The organism is Achromobacter sp. ISS7, assembly GCF_056523125.1.
The window spans coordinates 3,278,969-3,298,397 of the sequence record NZ_JAWRZD010000001.1 but is presented as its reverse complement, the minus strand read 5'-3'; the positions used below and the strand labels follow the sequence as shown (position 1 = coordinate 3,298,397).

Genomic DNA, 19,429 nt, shown 5'->3' with positions numbered 1-19,429 from the left:
GATTCAGTGGCCCAGATAGGCCTTCTTGACATGGGGATCGGCCAGCAGCTCGGCGCCGGTGCCGGTGCGCACGATGGCGCCGTTCTCCAGCACGTAGCCGCGGTCGGCCAGGCGCAGGGTGCGGAACACGTTCTGTTCCACCAGCAGCACCGTGACGCCGTGGGAAGTGACGTCGCGGATGATGTCGAACATCTGCTGCACCAGCAGCGGCGACAGGCCCAGCGACGGTTCGTCGAACACCAGCAGCTTCGGATCGGCCATCATGCCGCGCGCGATCGCCACCATCTGCTGCTCGCCGCCGGACAGCGAGCCGGCGTACTGCGCCAGGCGCTCGCGCACCCGCGGGAAGATCTGCAGCACTTCCTCCAGCTTGCGCTGCACGATCGGGCGGGCGGCGCGCTTGTACGAGCCCATCAGCAGGTTGTCGCGCACCGTGAAGTGCGGGAACAGCTGGCGGCCCTCGGGGATCATGGTGATCCCGGCGTCGACGATGTCGTAGGGCGTGCGGTTGGTCAGGTCGCGGCCTTCGAACTCGACCCGGCCGGCGGTGGCGGCGACCACGCCGCACAGCGTCTTCAGGGTGGTGGTCTTGCCGGCGCCATTGGCGCCGATCAGCGTCACGATCTCGCCGGCCCGCACCTCGAAGTTCAGGCCGTTGAGCACCTGGCTCTTGCCATAGCCCGACGAAAGATCCGAAACCTTAAGCATCCTGGTACTCCTTGCCCAAATAGGCTTCGATGACGGCGGGGTTCTCGACCACGTCCTTGGGCGCGCCGCTCACCAGCACCGCGCCTTCGTTCAGCACGATGATGCGGTCGGACAGCGCCATGGTGGCCTGCATCATGTGCTCGATCAGCAGCACCGACACGCCCGAGTCGCGGATGCGGCGGATCATCTTGATCGACTTCTCGATGTCGGTGGGATTCAGCCCCGCCATGACCTCGTCCAGCAACAGGATGCGCGGCCGGATCGCCAGGGCGCGGGCGATCTCCAGCCGCTTCATGCCGCCCACCGTCAGGCTGCGGGCCTCGGTGTTCAGGTACTTGAGCAGGTCGGTTTCCTCGGCGACCTTTAGCGCGATCTGCTCGGCCTCGTCGCGGTCGGCGGTGCGGATGAAGGCGCCCAGCATGATGTTTTCCAGTACCGTCAGGCCAGTGAAGGGCTTGGCGATCTGGAAGGTGCGGCCCAGGCCCTGGTGCGCGAACTCGTCCGGCGTGCTGCACGAGACCCAGTTGCCGCGCGCGTCCATCATCGACACCGTGCCCTTGTCCGGCGACAGAAAGCCCGACAGCAGGTTGAACACGGTGGTCTTGCCGGCGCCGTTGGGGCCGATCATGCCCAGGATCTCGTACTGGTTCAGCGTCAGCGAGACATCGTTGGTGGCGCGCAGGCCGCCGAAGCTCTTGAACAGGTTCTCGGCCTTGAGCACCGGCTGCTCGCGCCGCGCCGCATCGGTCGAGCGGGCTGCCTCGGCCAGCTGGCGCCGGGCGCGCGGCGTGCCCAGGTACGGCAGCCGCGCCAGCGCGCGCTCGATCGCCGGGCCGAAGGCGCCGGCCAGGCCGCGCGGGATGGTCAGCACCACCGCCACCAGGATCAGGCCGTAGATCAGCCCGTGCATGCCGTTGCCCACGCTCGACAGCCAGCCGCGCGCCAGTTCGGCGATCGGCAGCACCAGGAAGGTGCCGGCGATGGGGCCGGCCACCGTGCCCAGGCCGCCGATCAGCGCGAACATCGCCACCTGGATCGACAGCTCCAGCGAAAAGGCCGAGCTGGGATCGACGAAGGTCAGGTAGGTGATGTGGAAGGTGCCGATCACGCTGGTCAGCATGGCCGACACCACCGCGGCGATGATCTTGACGCGCACAGTGTGGATGCCGACCGCCAGCGCCGCGTCCTCGCGTTCGCGGATGGCGATCAGGTAATGGCCGATGCGCGACTTGCGGATGTACCACGAAACCCAGGTCACCAGCAGGAACAGGCCGAAGGCGATGATCACGTAGTTGATCTTCTCGCGGAACACGATCCAGGCCCAGCCGATGTTCAGCGGCAGGCTGATGCCGCTGGAGCCGCCGGTCCAGCTTTCCTCGTGGATCACCAGCAGCCGCACCACTTCCAGGATGGCGATGGTGGCCAGCGCGAAGAACGGGCCGCGCAGCCGCAGCGTGGGGTAGCTGATGATGATGGCCACCACGGCCGAGATGAGCGCGCCCGCCAGCATGCCGAACCACGGCGAGATGCCGAAGTTCTGCGTCAGCAGGGTGGCGGTGTAGCCGCCGATGCCGTAGAACACCGCGTGGCCCAGCGACAGCTGGCCGGCGTAGCCGCCGACGATGTTCCAGGCCACCGACAGCGCGGAAAAGACGAACAGCAGGACGAACAGGTTGGTCCAGAAGGGCGTGCCCGTGACGACGGGCACGATGAACATGACGATCAGCAGGATCAGGCTGACGTAGGCTTTGGGGCTTCGAAAGTCGGGAAACACGTCTCGCTCCTTGTGGCTCTGATCACTCTGTGCCGACGCCGAACAGGCCGGTCGGACGCAGGACAAGGATCAAGAGGAAGATCCCGAAATAGACGACCTCTTTCAGGTCGGGGGCGATGTAGTAGCCGGCCAGCGTATCGACGATGCCGATGATCATGGACCCGGCCACCGCGCCGTACAGGCTGCCCAGGCCGCCCAGCACCACGATCACGAAGGCGGTCAGCACGAAATACGTGCCCACCGTCGGGAACACCGGGTACTGCGGCGCCAGCAGGCCCGCGGCGATGCCGACGAAGGCGGTGCCCAGGCCGAAGGCGATGGCGTAGACGTTGTTGACGTTCACGCCCATCAGCGTGGCGGCGTAGCGGTGCTGCGCCACCGCCCGCAGCGCGCGGCCCAGGTTGGTGCGGTGCATGAACAGGTGCAGCAGCACGGCCAGGCTCAGCCCGACCACGAAGGTCACCAGCTGGCCGGTGACCATGGAGTAGTTGCCGACGTCGATGGCGCTGGTGCCCAGTTGCACCGGGGCGCGGAACACGTTGGCGCCGAAGATCACCAGCGCCAGGTTCAGCAGGATGGTGGACACGCCCACCGTGGCGAAGATCTGGATGTGCTGGTCGGCGTTGAGCAGCGGCTGGATGATGCCCTTCTGCGTCAGCGCGCCCAGCGCGAACAGGATGACCGCCACCGGCACCAGGCCGATGTACGGATGCACGCCGAACTGCGCCGCGATCAGATAGACCAGGTACATGCCGATCATCAGGAATTCGCCGTGCGCGAAGTTGACGACGCGGACCACGCCGAAGATCAGCGTCAGCCCCAGGCTGATGATGGTGTAGGCGCCGCCCAGCAACAGGCCATTGATGACCAGTTGAATGAATATATCCATGGTGCAACCTCTAAGAGCGGGGTGCGCCCCGGCGCCGCGGCGTGGCCGACGGAACCGGGGCCCGCGGGCCCCAGTGAAACGCCGGACGCCCCCGAGCGTCCGGTTTGCTGGCTTGCCGTGCCGGGCCTGCCGGTTGGCGGCCCCGGCGTTCTATTTCTTGAAGACGGGCTTGCCGAGCGCGAGGTTGTCCGGCGAGATGGTGACCAGCTTGCCGTCCTGCCACTGCATCACGTAGAAGGTCGAGGCGTTGTTCTGGCCGTCCTCGCCGAAGTCGAAGGCCCAGCCGTTGGCGGTCTGGCCGGCGGGCTTCTTGTACGCCAGCACGGCCGCGCGGATCTTGTCCTTGTCGGTCGACTTGGCGGTGGCGATGGCTTCGAAGAAGGCCTTGGCGCCGACGTAGTTGGTCAGGCTGTGGCCGGACTGCGGATCGCTCTTGTAGGTGGCCTTGTAGGCTTCCAGGAACTTGTCCAGGCCCGGCGCGCCGGCCGGGTTGATGGACGATTGCGGGAAGTCCAGGTCGAACACGCCGTTCATGTCGGCGCCCACCGCCTTGGCGGTGTCGGCCAGCGAGTAGCCGCCGCCGGCGCCGATCACCACCTTGGGCTTGAAGCCGGCGGCGCGCGCCTGGCTGAAGTACAGGATGGCGTCGTTCTGGTAGGCGGTCTGCAGCACCACGTCGACCTTGGCGCCCTTCAGGCGCAGGATCAGCGACGACAGGTCGACCGTCTTGGCCGAGTAGGGCAGCACTTCGGCCACGGTGTAGCCGAGCTCCTGGGCGCGCTTTTTCTCGGTGGCGGCCACGTCGGTGCCGTAGGGGCCGTCCTCGTGGATGATGCCGATGCGAACTTCCTTGGGGTTCAGGCCCATGCCCGGCCCGATGATGTCGTGCAGGGCGTTGACCACCGACACGCCGTACAGCGCGGTGTTGGGGTTGCTGCGGAACAGGTACTTGTAGCCGCGCGTGGTGATCTTGTGGGCGGTGGCGCCCAGCTCGAAGTAGGGCACGCCGGCCAGTTCGGTCACGGGCGAGGCCGCGTACGAGATGCCCGAGGCGTAGCTGCCGAACACGCCGACCACGTTCGACGAGATCAGGCGCTTGGTCTCGGACACCGCCTGGGTCGGGTCGACCGCGTCGGCCTTGATGATCTGGATCTTCTCGCCGTTGATCCCGCCGGCGGCATTGATTTCGTTGACGGCCAGTTCCAGGCCGCGATAGCTCTCTTGTCCCAGCAGCGCCAGGGCGCCGCTGAACGGGAAGAGGGCGCCCACCTTCATGTCGGCCGCCGCGGCGCCGCTGGCCATGGCGCCGCACAGGCCCAGCGCGATGGCGAATTTGTTGATCTTGAACACGGTCTACGCTCCTTTGTGGGATTGGGATGCGGACTGCTTTGTGAATCGTCCGTCTGTTTTTGAATATATGATATATGCGCCGGCGGGGTGTGAAAACCTCGTCCTGGATTCTAGTGCCGGACTTGTCCGGCTGAATCGGGGATTTCCCTCAAGCCGCATGAATAAAGCGTTTGCGGGCAGTTTTGCATTGGGGGAAGGGCCAAATTCCGCTGGGCGGGTCCTGTTTCGAGGACCCTTTTCGGGCGTGGATCCTGGCAAGAAAGTTCCTCTTTGAATCATATATCCTATATGATCGAAAGGCGTTTGAGCATAAGAATCCAGGAGACAAGAGCATGTTCGAGGAAGTGGATTTCGCCGGAAAAAAGGTACTCATCACCGCCGGCGCCGATGGGCTGGGCCTGGAAATGGCGCAGGTGTTCCACCGCGCCGGGGCGGCGGTGCTGGTGTGCGACGTCAACCGCGAGCGGCTGGCCGCGCTGCCGGCCGAATTGCCCGGCGTGCGCGCGGTGCATGCCGACGTGTCCGACGAAGCCAGCGTGGCGGCATTGTTCGAGGCGGTGCGGCAGCAACTGGGCGGCCTGGACATCCTGGTCAATAACGCCGGCGTGGCCGGCCCCACCGGTTTCGTCGAGACGCTCTCCAAGGCCGACTGGGACCGCACTCTGGCGGTCAACATCACCGGCCAGTTCCTGTGCGCGCGCCAGGCCATCCCGCTGCTCAAGCAGTCGCGCGCCGGCGTCATGATCAACCTGTCGTCGGCCGCGGGCCACCTGGGCTTTGCCGGGCGCTCGGTCTATTCGGCGTCCAAGTGGGCCGTGATCGGCTTCACCAAGTCGCTGGCGATCGAGCTGGGCGGCCACGGCATCCGCGTCAATGCCATCCTGCCGGGCGCGGTCGAAGGGCCGCGCATCCGCGCCGTGATCGAAGCCAAGGCCAAAACGCTGGACAAGCCGGTCGACGAGATCGCCGCGCTCTACGAGAACCAGGCGGCGCTGGGCCGCATGGTCACCGCGCGCGACATCGCCAACATGGTGCTGTTCAATGCCAGCGAGGCCGCCCGCAGCGTCACCGGACAGGCCATCGTGGTCGACGGCTTCACTCAGAAGCTCTACTGATGGCGGCCGACCCGCAGCGGCGCCGCGCCGCCATCATCGGCACCGGCCTGATCGGCCAGGCCTGGGCCATCGTGTTCGCGCGCCAGGGCTGGCAGGTGCGGCTGTACGACGTCAACGCCGCCATGCTGGCCGAGGCCGGCGCGCTGATCCGGCGCCAGCTGGACGAATTGCAGGCGCACGGCCTGCTGCGCGACGCGGCGGCGGCCGCCGCCCGCATCGAAGTGGCCGCCAGCCTGCCGGAGGCGCTGGCCGGCGCCCGCTACATCCAGGAGAACTCGCCCGAGCGGCTCGATCTCAAGCGCGACCTGTTCGCGCAGCTGGACGCGGCGGCCGAGCCCGACGCCATCATCGGCAGTTCCACCTCCAGCATTCCCGCCAGCGAATTCACCGAAGGCCTGCCCGGCCGCCAGCGCTGCCTGGTGGCGCATCCGGTCAACCCGCCGTACCTGATCCCGGTGGTGGAGCTGTGCCCGGCGCCGTGGACCAGCGAGGCCGCCATGCGGGCGGCGCGCGACATCATGCTGGACATCGGCCAGAAGCCCGTGACGATGCGGCGCGAGATCGAGGGCTTCATCCTCAACCGCCTGCAGGGCGCGCTGCTGCACGAGGCCTTCCGCCTGGCCGCCGCCGGCATCGCCAGCGCCGAGGACATCGACACCACCGTCAAGGACGGCCTGGGCCTGCGCTGGTCGTTCATGGGGCCGTTCGAGACCATCGACCTGAACGCGCCCGGCGGCATCGCCGACTACTGCGCGCGCTACGGCGGCCTGTACCAATCCATCGGCGCCACCCAGGGCCAAGCCGTGCCCTGGGACGGCGCCCTGGTCGAGGCCCTGGCCGCCGAGCGCCGCGGCCTGCTGCCGGCCGACGACCTGACGGCGCGCCGCTACTGGCGCGACGAACAACTGATGCGCCTCATGCGCCACAAGCAACAGCAAGACAACGGAGACGAAAATGGCTAAACCCAAGCAGAAAGTCGTGATCACCTGCGCCGTGACGGGCGCCATCCACACGCCCAGCATGTCGCCGCACCTGCCGGTGACGGCCGACGAGATCGCCGAGGCCGCCATCGGCGCGGCCCGCGCCGGCGCCGCCGTGCTGCACCTGCACGCGCGCGACCCGGAAACCGGCAAACCGTCGCAGGACCCGGCGCTGTTCGAGCCGTTCCTCAAGCGCATCAAGGCCGAGACCGACGCCATCATCAACATCACCACCGGCGGCAGTCCGCACATGACGGTGCAGGAGCGCATGCGGCCGGCCACCACCTTCAAGCCGGAGCTGGCGTCGCTGAACATGGGGTCGATGAACTTCGGCCTGTTCCCGATGCTGGGCCGCTTCCAGGACTTCAAGCACGACTGGGAGCGCGAGCACCTGGAGAACAGCCGCTCGCTGATCTTCCGCAACACCTACCAGGACATCGAATCGATCCTGGAGCTGGGCAACGCCAACGGCACCCGCTTCGAATTCGAGTGCTACGACATCAGCCACCTGTACAACCTGGCGCACTTCGTCGACCGCGGCCTGGTGAAGTCGCCGCCGTTCATCCAGTCGGTGTTCGGCATCCTGGGCGGCATCGGCCCGCACCCGGAAGACCTGATGCACATGAAGCGCACCGCCGACCGCTTGTTCGGCAACGAGTACGAATGGTCGATCCTGGGCGCCGGCCGCAACCAGATGCCGCTGGCCACCATTGGCGCGGCCATGGGTTCGAACGTGCGGGTGGGACTGGAGGATTCGCTGTGGATCGGGCCGGGCCAGCTGGCCGAGTCGAACCGCTCGCAGGTCGAGCGCATCCGCACCATCCTGGAAGCGCTCAACCTGGAAGTGGCCACGCCGGCCGAGACCCGCGCCAAGCTGGGCCTGAAGGGCGGCGACAACGTGGCGTTCTGACACGCGCCGGCCGCGCCAGCGCCGCATTGCGGGGTGACGCCCCGACGCGGCGCATGGCTCGCGGGCCTTGGCGCCGGACGGAAGGTCCGGCCGGGCGCGGGTCAGGCGTGGCGGCGCAAGGCGTTGACGAGGGTCTTGATGTCCAGCGGGCGATCGAAATTGGCGGCATGGCGCGCGGCCAGCGTCAGCTCGGCGGCCCGCGCCAGTTCGGCGTCCGACGGCGCGGCCGCGCCCAGCGCGCTCAGCGTGGTGGGCAGGCCGACCTGTTCGTACCACTGCGTCAGGGTGGCCAGCATGCCGTCCTGGCGCGCCTCCAGGTCGAGCTGCACCAGCAGGCCGACGGCCACCTGCAGCCCGTGCGGCGCGTGGGCCAGGCCGGCGATCTTCGGCAGGCCGCGCGTCAGCGCGTGGGCGATCGACAGCCCGCCGCTTTCGAATCCCAGGCCGCTCATCAGGATCATGGCTTCCACCACCCGTTCGAACGCGGGCGTGGGCTGGCCGCTGCCGGCCGCCGCCAGCGCGTCGGCGCCGTCGGCCAGCAGCGTGCGCAGGCAGCCGTCGGCGATCAGCTGGGCGGTCAGCGGCGGGACGCCGTCGTACATGTTGCGCCCGCCATTGCGGGCGCATTGCTCGGCCTCGAATTTCTTCGAGATGGCGTCGCCCAGGCCGGCGCGGAAGAACGCCGCGGGCGCGGTGGCGATGACGGCGGTGTCCACCAGCACGATGGTCGGGTTGAACAGCATGTGCTCGACCGCCAGGAGATTGTGATGGGCGTCGTACAGCACGTAGTTCTTGCTGGTGGGCGCGTCGTTCGACGCCACCGTGGGCACGGTGACCAGATGGCAGTGCTCGGCCTTGGCCACCGCCTTGCCGGCGTCCAGCGCCTTGCCGCCGCCCACCGCGATGACCATGTCGATGCCGGCGGCCGCGGCCTGCGCGCGCAGCGCCGCGATCGAATCGGGCGTGATGTCGCCTTCGACCGGCAGGGCGGTCAGCGCCACGCCGTGGGCGCCGCACAATGCTTCGATTCTCGGGCCCAGCACGCCCTGCACGTAGCGGTCGATGACCAGGGCGGCGCGGCGGCCGAACAGGGCGGCGTATCCGCCCAGCGCGTCGAGCGCGCCGGCTCCCTGGATGTAGCGGCCGGGAGCACCGAAAATCTTCAGCATCGAATCTTCCTATTTGCGAGGCCCGGGCGGGCGGTAGTCGAGTTCTTTTTCGCGTTCGACCAGCCAGTCGATCATGATCTTGCCGCCCCACACCAGGTCGGCCTGGATCGCCTTGGTGGCGGCTTCCGGGTCGCGCGCCTCCAGCGCGGCCAGCACCGCCTCGTGGCGGTGTTCGTCCTGGGAGTAGTCGAGCCCGGCGGTCTTGATGTGGAACACTTTGAGGATCGGGCCGGTGATGACCCAGAACGATTCCACGGTGTTGCGCAGGATGGGCTTGTTGCTGGCTTCCAGGATGCCGAAGTGGAACTTGCGGTTCAGGTAGCTGGCGCGCTTGGGGTCGGTCGAGGTGCAGGAGATGAAGTCCTTCTGCAGCGCGATCAGGTTGTCCAGCTGCTTGCGCGTGATGTTCCTGGCGGCCTCGGCCGCGCCCATGCCTTCCAGGTGGAAGCGGATCTGCTGGATCTCGCGCAGCTTTTCCGAATTGACATAGGGCACGTAGACCGCGGTGGCGGCCTGCATTTCCAGGCCCTGTTCGCTGATGAGGCGGAAGATGGCCTCGCGCACGGGCGTGATCGAGACGCCCATTTCCTGGGCCAGCTCGCCAATGATGAGGCGCTCTCCGGGTTCGTACTGCCCGTTGATCAGGGCGTTACGGATCTCGTTGTAGACCTTGACGGAGAGGTTCTCTTTTTTTACCGGTTTAAGGCTGGGCATGACGGTCGAGGCTTGCGGGTTCGATGGAATGGACGGAAGCCGTGAAACGGCGCCCGGCTGAATTCTATCCCGCCCTGGCCAATTCAAGCGCGATGGGTATATTATATATCATATATTCTAATGAGCGAAGGAGACGCCATGCGCCAGGACCGGGGAGACCCAAGCGAAGACGAGGTCCGGATGTTGCGGGAAAAAGCCCGCCACATCCGGTTGGAAACCATCAGGCTGATCGAGATCGCCAAGGTCGGGCACTACAGCTCGGTCTTTTCGTGCGCCGAGATCTTTGCCGCGCTGTACTACGACGTGATGCGGCTGCGGCCGGGCGAGCCGGCCTGGCCGGACCGCGACCGCTTCCTGATGGGCAAGGGCCACGCGGCGGTGGGGCTGTTCCCGGTGCTGGCCGACCACGGCTTCATCCCGCACGAGTTGCTGGACGGCTACACCCGCCTGGGCAGCCCGCTGGGCGACCACCCCGACATGACCAAGGTGCCGGGCGTCGATTTCAGCTCCGGCTCCATCGGCCACGCGCTGTCCAACGGCGCCGGCATGGCGCTGGGCGGCCGCATGGGCCAGCGCGACTTCAATGTGTTCGTGATGCTGGGCGATGGCGAGATGCAGGAAGGCCAGGTGTGGGAAGCGGCGCTGTTCGCCGCGCACCACAAGCTGTCGCGCCTGGTCGCCATCATCGACCGCAACGGCTACCAGCTCGATGGCAAGGTCGACGACGTGATCGGCGTGGAATCGCTGCGCGACAAGTGGCAGGCCTTCGGCTGGGAGGTGCACGAGGTCGACGGCCACGACCTGGTGGCGCTGACCGCGCTGCTGCGCCGCCTGCGCGCCGACGAGGCGCGCGCGCGGCCCGCCTGCGTCATCGCCAGGACCATCAAGGGCAAGGGCGTCTCCTATATGGAAACCGAACCCGGCTGGCATCTGGGCTACCTGGCGCCGCAGGACGCGCAGGCCGCCATCGACGAAATCATGACCCGCGAGATCTGAATGGCACAGGCACAGACGCTTTCCCCCGATTCCTGGCAGTACCGCGCGCTGAACGCGGTGAACCCCGGGCTGTCGTATCTTTCCGACGCGCTGATCGACCTGGCGCGGGCCGGGCACCCGGTGATGGCCGGCTCGGCCGACCTGCAGTATTCCAACGGCCTGAACCGCTTTGCCTCGGCCTATCCCGACCGCTACGTGCAGTTCGGCATCTCCGAGCAGAACATGGTGTCGGCGGCGGCCGGCCTGGCCACCACCGGCGCCATGCCGTTCGTGGCCACCTTCGCCTCGTTCCTGGGCCTGCTGTGCTGCGAACAGATCCGCATGGACGTGGCCTACACCAAGCTGCCGGTGCGGCTGATCGGCCATCACACCGGCATCAGCCTGGGTTTCTACGGCACCTCGCACCACGCCACCGAAGACATCTCCACCATGCGCGCCATCGCCGGCCTGACCGTGGTGTCGCCGGCCGACGGCCCGCAACTGGCCGCCGCCATCAAGGCCTCGGTGGACTGGCCCGAGCCGATCTACTTCCGCATTGGCCGCGGCCGCGATCCGCAGGTCTACGAGGACGGCACGCCGTTCACCTTCGGCCGCGCCATCGTCCATTCGCGCGGCAGCGACCTGAACATCATCGCCTGCGGCATCACGCTGCACGCGGCGCTGCAAGCCGCCGCCCGGCTGCGCGAGGACGGCCTGTCGGTGGGCGTGATCGACATGCCCACCATCAAGCCGCTGGACCGCGAGGCGGTGCTGGCGGCGGCCGGGCAGGCGCGCGTCCTGCTGACGGTGGAAGAGCACAATGTGATGGGCGGCCTGGGCTCGGCGGTGGCCGAGGTGCTGGCCGATGCCGGCAGCGGCACGCGGCTGCGGCGCCATGGCATCTACGACGAGTACAGCCTGATCGCCCCGCCCACCACGCTGTATGCGCATTACCGGTTGGACGGCGCCGGCATCGAGGCGGTGGCGCGCGAACTCATCCGGCGATAGGGCATGCCAGCATTCAAGGGCGCCGGACGCCGGCGCCACGAAACGGAGACAGAGCAATGAAGGAAATCAGCGGCAATACCCGCCTGTTCGGCATCCTTGCCGACCCGATCTACCACGTCAAGACCCCGCAGCGCATGAACGAGCATTTCGCCCGCATCGGCTTCGACGGCGTGTGCGTGCCGTTCCATGCGCGGCCGGACAACCTGGCCGAGGTGGTGGCCGGGCTGCGCCGGCTGGAGAACCTGGGCGGCCTGATCGTCACCATGCCGCACAAGGCGGCGATCCTGGCGCTGGCCGACGACGCCACGCCGGTGGCGCGCAAGATCGGCGCCGCCAACGTGGTGCGGCGCGAGGCCGATGGCCGCCTGGTGGCGCACATGCTGGACGGCGAGGGCTTCGTGCGCGGCCTGCGCACGAACGGCGTGGCGCCCGAGGGCAAGAGCGCCTACCTGGCCGGCGCCGGCGGCGCGGCCAACGCCATCGGCTTCGCCCTGGTGCAGGCGGGCGTGTCGCGGCTGACCATCGCCAACCGCACGCCGGCCAAGGCCGAGGACCTGAAGGCGCGCATCCTGTCGCTGCATCCCGGGGCCGACATCACGGTCGGCACGGCCGATCCGTCGGGCCATGACCTGGTGGTCAACGGCACCTCGCTCGGCATGAAGCCGGACGACGCGCTGCCGCTGGACACCACGCGGCTGACGCCCAACCAGCTGGTGTGCGAGGTCATCATGCAGCCGGCCGACACGCCGCTGCTGGTGGCGGCGCGGGCGCGCGGCTGCAAGGTGCATTACGGCGCGCCGATGCTGGCCGGGCAGATCGAGCTGATGGCGGAAATGATGGGCGTGGCGCCGGCCGCGCAGTCGTGAGACGGAATGATGGGTGACTACGACTTCATTATCGCGGGCGGCGGCACCGCCGGCTGCATCCTGGCCAACCGCCTGTCGGCCGATGGCCGCCACCGGGTGCTGATGCTGGAGGCCGGGCACGAGGCGCGCAGCATGTGGATCTCGATCCCGGCGGGCTTTTCCAAGCTGCTGGTGAACCCGGACTACAACTGGCGCTTCGCCACCGAGCCGGAGGACAACGTCTACGGCCGCACCATCGCCGTGCCGCGCGGCAAGGGCCTGGGCGGCTCGACGCTGATCAACGGCATGATCTACGTGCGCGGCCGGCCAGAGGACTACGACGGTTGGGAGGCCGCCGGCGCCACCGGCTGGGGCGGCGGCACCGCCGAGCGCGTGTTCCGCAAGATCGAGTGCTTTGAGCCCGGCGGCGAGACCCGCGGCAAGTCCGGGCCGATGCACCTGGAGGAAGTGGCCGAGCGCTTTCCGGTGTCCGACGCCTTCCTGCGCGCGGCCCAGGAAGACGGCCTGCCGCTCAATCCCGACTACAACGCCGGCCGCCAGGACGGGGTCGGCTATTACCAGGTGGTGCAGCGCCGCGGCCGCCGCTGGAGCGTGGTGGATGGCTACCTGAAGCCCGCCGCCGGCCGCAAGAACCTGACGGTGGAGTGCGGCGCGCACGTGACGCGGCTGCTGTTCGAGGGCAAGCGCTGCGTCGGCGTGGCCTACCGCAAGAACGGCCAGGAATTCACCGTGCGGGCGCGGCGCGAGACGCTGCTGTGCCTGGGGGCGGTGCAGTCGCCGCAGCTGCTGGAGCTGTCGGGCGTGGGCAACCCCGCGCTGCTGCGATCCTTCGGCATCGCGCTGGTGCACGCGCAGCCGCAGGTGGGCGAGAACTACATCGACCACTTCGCCACGCGCATGAACTGGCGGGTCAGGAACACGGTGACGCTCAACGAGATGTCGCGCGGCTGGCGCCTGGCGCAGCAGGTGGCGCGCTACTACACCCGCCACAAGGGCATCCTGACGCTGGGCACGGGCCTGGTGCACGGCTTCGTCAAGAGCGCGCCGGACCTGCCGGCGGCCGACGTGCAGTACTTCTTTGTGCACGCCAGTTACGCCAACGCGGCCGAGCGCATCCTCGACCGCGCGCCGGGCATGACCATCGGCGTGGCGCAGCTGCGGCCGGAGTCGGTGGGCTCGATCCACCTGAAATCGGCCGACCCGCTGGCCGCGCCGTCGATCCGGCCGAACTTCCTGTCGGCGCAGGTCGACCGCGACAGCCTGGTGGGCGGCATGCGGGTGGCGCGGCGCATCGTGCAGCGGCCGGCCCTGCAACACTATGTGGAAAGCGAGTTGAGCCCGGGGGCGGCGGTCGACAGCGACGAGGAGTGGCTGGATTTCGCGCGCCGCAACGGCCAGACCATCTACCACCCGATCGGCACCTGCCGCATGGGCACGGATGCCGGCGCCGTCACCGACCCGCGCTTGCGCGTCCATGGCATCGCCGGCCTGCGGGTGGTGGATGCCTCGGTGATGCCGAAGATGGTGTCCGGCAACACCCAGGCGGCGGTGATGATGGTGGCCGAGCGCGGCGCCGAGATGATCCTGGAGGATGCCGCCGCCGCGTGAGAGGGCGGCGCCCTCGCGGGGCAAGCGCCTTCAGTTCAACCGTGGCGGCTGCGGTGCAGCGTCAGCTTGCCGATGCGGTCCCAGTCCCAGGCGATGCCCAGGCCGGGTTCTTCCGACGGGATGGCCCGGCCGTTCTCGATGCGCATGCCGTGTTCGGTCACCATGTCCAGCTGCGGGATGTATTCCAGCCAGCGGCTGTTGGGCACCGCGCAGCACAGCGCCACGTGGATTTCCATCAGGAAGTGCGGGCACACCGGCACGTTGTAGGCCTCCGCCATGTGCGCCACCTTGAGCCATGGCGTGATGCCGCCGATGCGGCCCACGTCCACCTGCACGATGGAGCAGGCCTCGCTCTGCAGGTAGTCCTTGAACTGCGACAGGCTGTAGAGCGATTCGCCCACGGCGATGGGCAGGGTGGTGGACTGGCTCAGCCGGCGATGGGCTTGCACGTCGTCGGCGTGGATCGGTTCCTCGAACCAGGCCAGGTCCAACGGCTCGAAGCAGCGCGCGCGGCGGATCGCCTCGGGCAGCGAGAAGCCCTGGTTGGCGTCGGTCATGATGTCCCAGCCGGCGCCGACGGCGGCGCGCACCGCCGCCAGCCGCGCCACGTCCTCGGCCACGTGCGGCCTGCCGACCTTGATCTTGGCGCCGCCGAAGCCGCCTTCGCGCGCCTTCAGCGCCTCGTCCACCAACTGCGACGGCTCCAGGTGCAGCCAGCCGCCTTCGGTGGTGTACAGCGGGATGTCGGGCCTGGCGCCGCCGGCCAGCCGGTGCAGCGGCAGCCGGGCGCGGCGCGCGCGCAGGTCCCACAGCGCGGTGTCGATGGCGGCCAGCGCGATCGAGGTCAGCGCGCCCACGGTGGTGGCGTGGACGCGGTACATCAGGTCGCGCCAGAGCCGTTCGATGTCGTCGGCCTCGCGCCCCAGTAGCAGGGGCGCCAGGTGGTCGTCCAGCAGCCGGATCACCGACGAGCCGCCGGTGCCGATGGTGTAGCTGTAGCCGGTGCCGATGACGCCATCGGCGTCGGTGATGCGCACGATCGGGGTTTCCTGGCGCTCGAAGCTCTGCACGGCGTCGGTGCGCCTGACCTTGGGTTGCAGGTCGACCTGCAGGATGTCGACGGAAACGATGCGGGCCATGGGGTCTCCTGTGCGGGGTCAGCCGCCGGTCTTGGTGACTTCCTGCGGCAGGTCGACGCCGTGGAATTGCTTGTAGATGGTGTTCAGTTCGCCGTTCTTGAGGTTGGCGCGCACCCAGCCGTCCAGCTTGTCCTTGAGCGCCGGCTCGTTCTTGCGCAGGCCGATGGCCAGCATGTTCAGGCGCATCACGAACTTCGATTCCATCTGCTTGGCGGGCGCCTTTTCATTGATGGTACGCAGCAGGGCGGGCGCGGTGGCGAAGATGTCGGCCTGGCCGCTGACGACCGCGGTGATCGAGGTGGCGTCGTCGTCGAAGCGGATGATCTGCGCGTCCTTGGGCGCGATCTTGGTCAGCTCGGTGTCGTTGGTGGTGCCGCGGGTGGCGATGACCTTCTTGTTGGACAGGTCGGCCGCGCTGGTCAGCTTCATGCCCTTGGGCGCGCCGACCACCGCCAGGATGGCGGCGTAGGGCGTTGAGAAGTCGATGACCTTCTGGCGCTCGGGCGTGACCGACATGCTGGAGATGACGATGTCGGCCTTGCCGGTCTGCAGGAATGGCACGCGGTTGGCGCCCGTGGTGGGCACGATTTCCAGCTCGACGCCCAGGCCCTTGGCCAGCAGGCGCGCGGTCTCGACATCGGAGCCGGTGGGGTTGAGCGCGGCGTCCTTCATGCCATAGGGCGGCACGCCCAGGTCGATGGCCACGCGCAGTTTTTTGGCCTTCATGATGTCGTCGAGCTGGTCGGCGTGGGCGGCGCCGGACAGGGCCAGGCCGCCGATCAGGGCCAGGCCGACGAAAGCGGCGCGCAGGCGCGGCGGGAATACGGGCTTGTTCATGCGGGTTGTCTCCAGTGTCGTTGTTATCGGGGCAGGGACGGGGCCGGCGGCCCTACAGTCCGCTGCCCAGGAACTGCCGCAGTTCCGGCGTGGCGGGGGCCGACAGCATGCTGGCCGGCCCCTGCTCCCAGACCTGTCCTTGGTGCATGAAGATGACCTTGTCGGCCACTTCGCGCGCGAACGCCATCTCGTGCGTGACCAGGATCATGGTCATGCCCTCGGCGGCGAGGTTCTCCATCACCTTGAGCACTTCGCCGGTCAGTTCCGGGTCGAGCGCCGAGGTCACTTCGTCGAACAGCATCACCTTGGGCTGCATCGCCAGCGAACGGGCGATGGCCACGCGCTGCTGCTGGCCGCCCGACAGTTGCTCGGGATAGGCTTCGGCCTTGTCGGCCAGGCCGACGTGCGCCAGCGCCTGCATGGCCTGTTCGCGCGCCTGGGCCGGCTTGACGCCCTTGACCGAGCGCGGCGCCAGCGTGATGTTCTGCAGCGCGGTCATGTGCGGGAACAGGTTGTAGCTCTGGAACACGATGCCCACGTCCTTGCGTAGCGCGCGCAGGTCCAGGCCGTCGCTGTCGTGCAGCGCGTGGCCGCAGACGCGGATGGTGCCGGCGTCGGTGGTCTCGAGCCGGTCCATGCAGCGCAGCGCGGTGCTCTTGCCCGAGCCGCTCTTGCCGATGATGGCCGCGACCTCGCCGCGGTTGACGGAAAACGACACGCCGCGCAGCACGTGGGTGCCGCCGAAGCGCTTGTGGACCTGGTCCAGTTCAACGACGGGATGCATTGAGTCTCCTTTCCAAGGTACGGCTCCAGCGTGACAGCGGGTAGCACATGAGGAAGTACAGGACGGCGGCGCAGCCGAAATAGACGAAGGGCTGGAAGGTCGAGTTGTTGAGGATCTTGGCGTTGTAGGCCAGCTCCGGATAGCCGATCACCAGCGAGGCGATCGAGGTGTTCTTGATGATCTGCACCAGGAAGCCGACCGTGGGCGGGGTGGCGATGCGCAGCGCCTGCGGCAACACCACCTTGGCCATGCGCTGCAGCCGCGACAGGCCCAGGCATTCGGCCGCCTCCCACTGGTTCTTCGGCACCGCCTGGATGCAGCCGCGCCAGATCTCGCCCAGGAAGGCGCTGGAATAGATCGTCATGGCCAGGCCGGCCGCGGCCAGCGCCGACAGCTCGCCCAGGCCGAACAGGCTGGGACCGAAGAAGCACAGGCCCATCAGCACCAGCAGCGGCGTGCCCTGGATCACCTGGATGTAGCCGGCGGCCGCCGCGCGCAGGGCGCGGCGTGGCGACACGCGAGCCAGCGCCAGCAGCAGGCCGGCCAGGCCGCCGCCGGCGAAGGTCCAGGCCGACAGCTTGACGGTGCCCCAGGCGCCTTCCACCAGGTACCAGGCGTGTTGCTCGGGAATGAAGAAAGCCATGGCGCGTCCCCTTACAGCGGCGTGCCGAGCTTGCGCCGGCGCGGGAACACGACCTGGGCCAGCAGCCAGAACCCCAGCCGCATCAGCCACGACAGCGCCAGGTACACGCCCCACAGCACGATGAAGACCTCGAAGTTGCGGTAGGTGTCCGACTGGATGCGGTTGGCCACGCCCAGCAGTTCCTCCGCGCCCACCGCCGACATGATGCTGGAGGCCAGCATCAGCAGCACGAACTGGCTGGTCAGCGACGGATAGACGCGCTCGACCGCGGGCCGCAGCACCACGTGCCAGAACACCTGCAGGCGAGAGAGCGCCAGGCATTCGCCGGCCTCGAGCTGGTCCTTGGGGATGGACTCGATGCCGGCGCGCACGATCTCGCAGGTGTAGGCGCCGATGTTGATCACCAGCGCCAGCACCGCGCCCGCCATGATCGGCATGGTGAGCCCGGCGCTGGACAGGCCGAAGATGAGGAAATAGGCCTGGATCAGCAGCGGCGTGTTGCGGATCAGCTCCACATAGCCGCCGGCCAGGGCGCGCAGCCAGCCCAGCCGGCTGTTGCGCGCCAGCGCGCACAGGGTGCCGAGGATGAAACCCAGCACCGTGGCGCAGAACGACAGCTTGACCGTGACCCATGCGCCCTGCGCGAGCAGGGGCCACTGTTCAAGCACCGAGGCGAAATCAAACGTGTAGTTCACTGTGTCTCACTCCTTCGGCGGCGCGGCGCGTCAGGCCGCGCGGCTGAGCGGCAGGCAGGACGGGCCGATCGGCTCGAACGCCTTGTAGGTGAGGATGAACTCGCGGTGGCCCAGGTCCTCGGACTTGCTGGGCGCGCCGTTGGCGACCGCCTGGACCTGGGCGTGGATCTCCTCGGCCACCTCCTGCAGCGAGCCGCGGCCCTCCAGGATGCGGCCGGCGTCCACGTCCATGTCCTCGCCCAGGGCGCGGTAGGTGTCGGGGTTGGCGCAGACCTTGATCACCGGCGACACCGCCGAGCCCACCACCGAGCCGCGCCCGGTGGTGAACAGGATCACGTGCGCGCCACAGGCGATCAGCTCGACGATCTCGGCGTTGTCGCTGATGTTGGGAAAGCCGAAGCGCGGTTCGCCGTCGGGCACCACGTCCAGCAGGTAGAGGCCGCCGAACGGCGGCACGTCGCCCGGCTTGATGATGCCGTCGATGGGCGAGGCGCCGCTCTTGGCGTAGGCGCCCAGCGATTTTTCCTCGATGGTCGATAGGCCGCCGTCGGCGTTGCCGGGCGCGAAGCTGCCGTGGCCCATGATGCTGTAGTAGCGCGCCGCCTTGTTGACGCAGGCCACGATCTCCTCGCCCAGCTCGGACGTGGCGGCGCGGCGCCGCATGTGGAATTCGCAGCCGACCAGTTCGCCGGTCTCCTCGAAGATACAGGTGGCGTCCTGCGCGATCAGCATGTCGAAGGCGCGGCCCACCGCCGGGTTGGCGGTGATGCCGCTGGTGCCGTCGGAGCCGCCGCAGATGGTGCCGATCACCAGTTCGTCGATGCCCATCGGCACGCGCTGCTGCCGCGCCAGGTCCTGGGCGGTGGCGCGGACCCAGGCGCGGCCCTCGGCCACCGTGCTGCGGGTGCCGCCGCGCTGCTGGATGGTGAGGGTGTGGACCGGCCGGCCGGAGTCGGCGATGGCCGCTTCCAGCTTGCGCTTGTTCATGCTTTCACAGCCCAGCGACACCAGCAGCGCTGCGCCGACGTTGGGATGGGTGGCGATGGCCGTCATCATGCGTTCGGCATAGGCGTTGGGGTAGCAGCCGGGAAAGCCCACCAGGTGCACCTGCACGTCGCCGGCCAGGTCGCGGAAATCCAGCGCGATCTCGCGCGCCACGTGATGGGCGCATTCGACCAGGTAGGCGACGACGACCACGTTGCGGATGCCTTTGCGGCCGTCGGCGCGCGGATAGCCCTGCAGGGGCTGGGACAGATCGGTCATGG

General features: G+C 68.2%; 19 protein-coding genes. 7 read left to right on the top strand and 12 right to left on the bottom strand.

Annotated elements, in window-relative coordinates:
• Positions 1-3: 3 nt before the first annotated feature.
• The 4 genes from AC1HFW_RS14660 to AC1HFW_RS14645 form a co-directional block, all read right to left on the bottom strand.
• Positions 4-708 (bottom strand): ABC transporter ATP-binding protein, encoded by a 705-nt coding sequence (locus AC1HFW_RS14660; RefSeq protein WP_006390233.1) that lies wholly within the window; start codon positions 706-708, stop codon positions 4-6.
• On the bottom strand, positions 701-2,482 hold the full coding sequence (locus AC1HFW_RS14655) for a branched-chain amino acid ABC transporter ATP-binding protein/permease (RefSeq protein WP_479284068.1): 1,782 nt from the start codon (positions 2,480-2,482) through the stop codon (positions 701-703). The genes AC1HFW_RS14660 and AC1HFW_RS14655 overlap by 8 nt, the downstream gene beginning before the upstream one ends.
• Before the next feature lie 22 nt (positions 2,483-2,504).
• Entirely contained in the window at positions 2,505-3,371 is an 867-nt protein-coding gene (locus AC1HFW_RS14650; protein ID WP_479284066.1) for a branched-chain amino acid ABC transporter permease, read from the bottom strand.
• Between the two features lie 150 nt (positions 3,372-3,521).
• On the bottom strand, positions 3,522-4,721 hold the full coding sequence (locus tag AC1HFW_RS14645) for an ABC transporter substrate-binding protein (RefSeq protein WP_006390230.1): 1,200 nt from the start codon (positions 4,719-4,721) through the stop codon (positions 3,522-3,524).
• Positions 4,722-5,053: 332 nt separating this feature from the next.
• Between AC1HFW_RS14645 and AC1HFW_RS14640 the strand changes: the two genes are divergently transcribed.
• Genes AC1HFW_RS14640 through kce form a run of 3 tightly spaced genes read left to right on the top strand, consistent with a single transcriptional unit; the run spans position 5,054 to position 7,726 of the window.
• Positions 5,054-5,836: an SDR family oxidoreductase gene (locus AC1HFW_RS14640; protein WP_006390229.1), complete on the top strand. Its 783-nt coding sequence runs from the start codon at positions 5,054-5,056 to the stop codon at positions 5,834-5,836.
• The gene (locus AC1HFW_RS14635; protein ID WP_479284064.1) at positions 5,836-6,798 is read left to right on the top strand and encodes a 3-hydroxyacyl-CoA dehydrogenase; all 963 of its coding nucleotides are present in this window, start codon (positions 5,836-5,838) and stop codon (positions 6,796-6,798) included. Before AC1HFW_RS14640 ends, AC1HFW_RS14635 begins: the two co-directional genes overlap by 1 nt.
• Positions 6,791-7,726: a 3,5-dioxohexanoate:acetyl-CoA acetone transferase gene (kce, locus tag AC1HFW_RS14630; RefSeq protein WP_006390227.1), complete on the top strand. Its 936-nt coding sequence runs from the start codon at positions 6,791-6,793 to the stop codon at positions 7,724-7,726. Before AC1HFW_RS14635 ends, kce begins: the two co-directional genes overlap by 8 nt.
• Positions 7,727-7,827: 101 nt before the next feature.
• Here kce and AC1HFW_RS14625 read toward each other — a convergent pair whose 3' ends face one another.
• On the bottom strand, positions 7,828-8,895 hold the full coding sequence (locus AC1HFW_RS14625; RefSeq protein WP_241068371.1) for a glycerol dehydrogenase: 1,068 nt from the start codon (positions 8,893-8,895) through the stop codon (positions 7,828-7,830).
• A gap of 9 nt (positions 8,896-8,904) precedes the next feature.
• Positions 8,905-9,609, bottom strand: coding sequence for a GntR family transcriptional regulator (locus tag AC1HFW_RS14620; RefSeq protein ID WP_006387160.1), 705 nt, complete (start codon positions 9,607-9,609; stop codon positions 8,905-8,907).
• A 180-nt stretch (positions 9,610-9,789) separates the two neighbouring features.
• Between AC1HFW_RS14620 and AC1HFW_RS14615 the strand changes: the two genes are divergently transcribed.
• From AC1HFW_RS14615 to AC1HFW_RS14600, 4 genes are read left to right on the top strand one after another with little or no spacing between them, the layout of a single operon-like run.
• On the top strand, positions 9,790-10,605 hold the full coding sequence (locus AC1HFW_RS14615) for a transketolase (protein ID WP_006390225.1): 816 nt from the start codon (positions 9,790-9,792) through the stop codon (positions 10,603-10,605).
• Positions 10,606-11,592 carry a transketolase family protein gene (locus AC1HFW_RS14610; protein ID WP_479284061.1) on the top strand — a complete coding sequence of 329 codons (987 nt, stop codon included), beginning with the start codon at positions 10,606-10,608 and terminating at the stop codon, positions 11,590-11,592.
• A gap of 56 nt (positions 11,593-11,648) precedes the next feature.
• The gene (locus AC1HFW_RS14605) at positions 11,649-12,458 is read left to right on the top strand and encodes a shikimate dehydrogenase family protein (RefSeq protein ID WP_479284059.1); all 810 of its coding nucleotides are present in this window, start codon (positions 11,649-11,651) and stop codon (positions 12,456-12,458) included.
• Positions 12,459-12,467: 9 nt separating this feature from the next.
• Complete coding sequence (locus AC1HFW_RS14600; protein ID WP_479286505.1) at positions 12,468-14,066, top strand: GMC family oxidoreductase; 1,599 nt, start codon at positions 12,468-12,470, stop codon at positions 14,064-14,066.
• Positions 14,067-14,101: 35 nt separating this feature from the next.
• Here AC1HFW_RS14600 and AC1HFW_RS14595 read toward each other — a convergent pair whose 3' ends face one another.
• From AC1HFW_RS14595 to AC1HFW_RS14570, 6 genes are read right to left on the bottom strand one after another with little or no spacing between them, the layout of a single operon-like run.
• On the bottom strand, positions 14,102-15,205 hold the full coding sequence (locus tag AC1HFW_RS14595; protein ID WP_006390221.1) for a mandelate racemase/muconate lactonizing enzyme family protein: 1,104 nt from the start codon (positions 15,203-15,205) through the stop codon (positions 14,102-14,104).
• Between the two features lie 18 nt (positions 15,206-15,223).
• Complete coding sequence (locus AC1HFW_RS14590; RefSeq protein WP_238890458.1) at positions 15,224-16,042, bottom strand: transporter substrate-binding domain-containing protein; 819 nt, start codon at positions 16,040-16,042, stop codon at positions 15,224-15,226.
• 52 nt (positions 16,043-16,094) lie between these two features.
• Positions 16,095-16,826: an amino acid ABC transporter ATP-binding protein gene (locus AC1HFW_RS14585; RefSeq protein WP_006390219.1), complete on the bottom strand. Its 732-nt coding sequence runs from the start codon at positions 16,824-16,826 to the stop codon at positions 16,095-16,097.
• Positions 16,810-17,469, bottom strand: coding sequence for an amino acid ABC transporter permease (locus AC1HFW_RS14580; RefSeq protein WP_061073940.1), 660 nt, complete (start codon positions 17,467-17,469; stop codon positions 16,810-16,812). Before AC1HFW_RS14580 ends, AC1HFW_RS14585 begins: the two co-directional genes overlap by 17 nt.
• Before the next feature lie 11 nt (positions 17,470-17,480).
• Positions 17,481-18,164, bottom strand: coding sequence for an amino acid ABC transporter permease (locus AC1HFW_RS14575; protein WP_061073941.1), 684 nt, complete (start codon positions 18,162-18,164; stop codon positions 17,481-17,483).
• Positions 18,165-18,194: 30 nt separating this feature from the next.
• Entirely contained in the window at positions 18,195-19,427 is a 1,233-nt protein-coding gene (locus tag AC1HFW_RS14570; protein ID WP_479284057.1) for a UxaA family hydrolase, read from the bottom strand.
• Positions 19,428-19,429 lie beyond the last annotated feature (2 nt).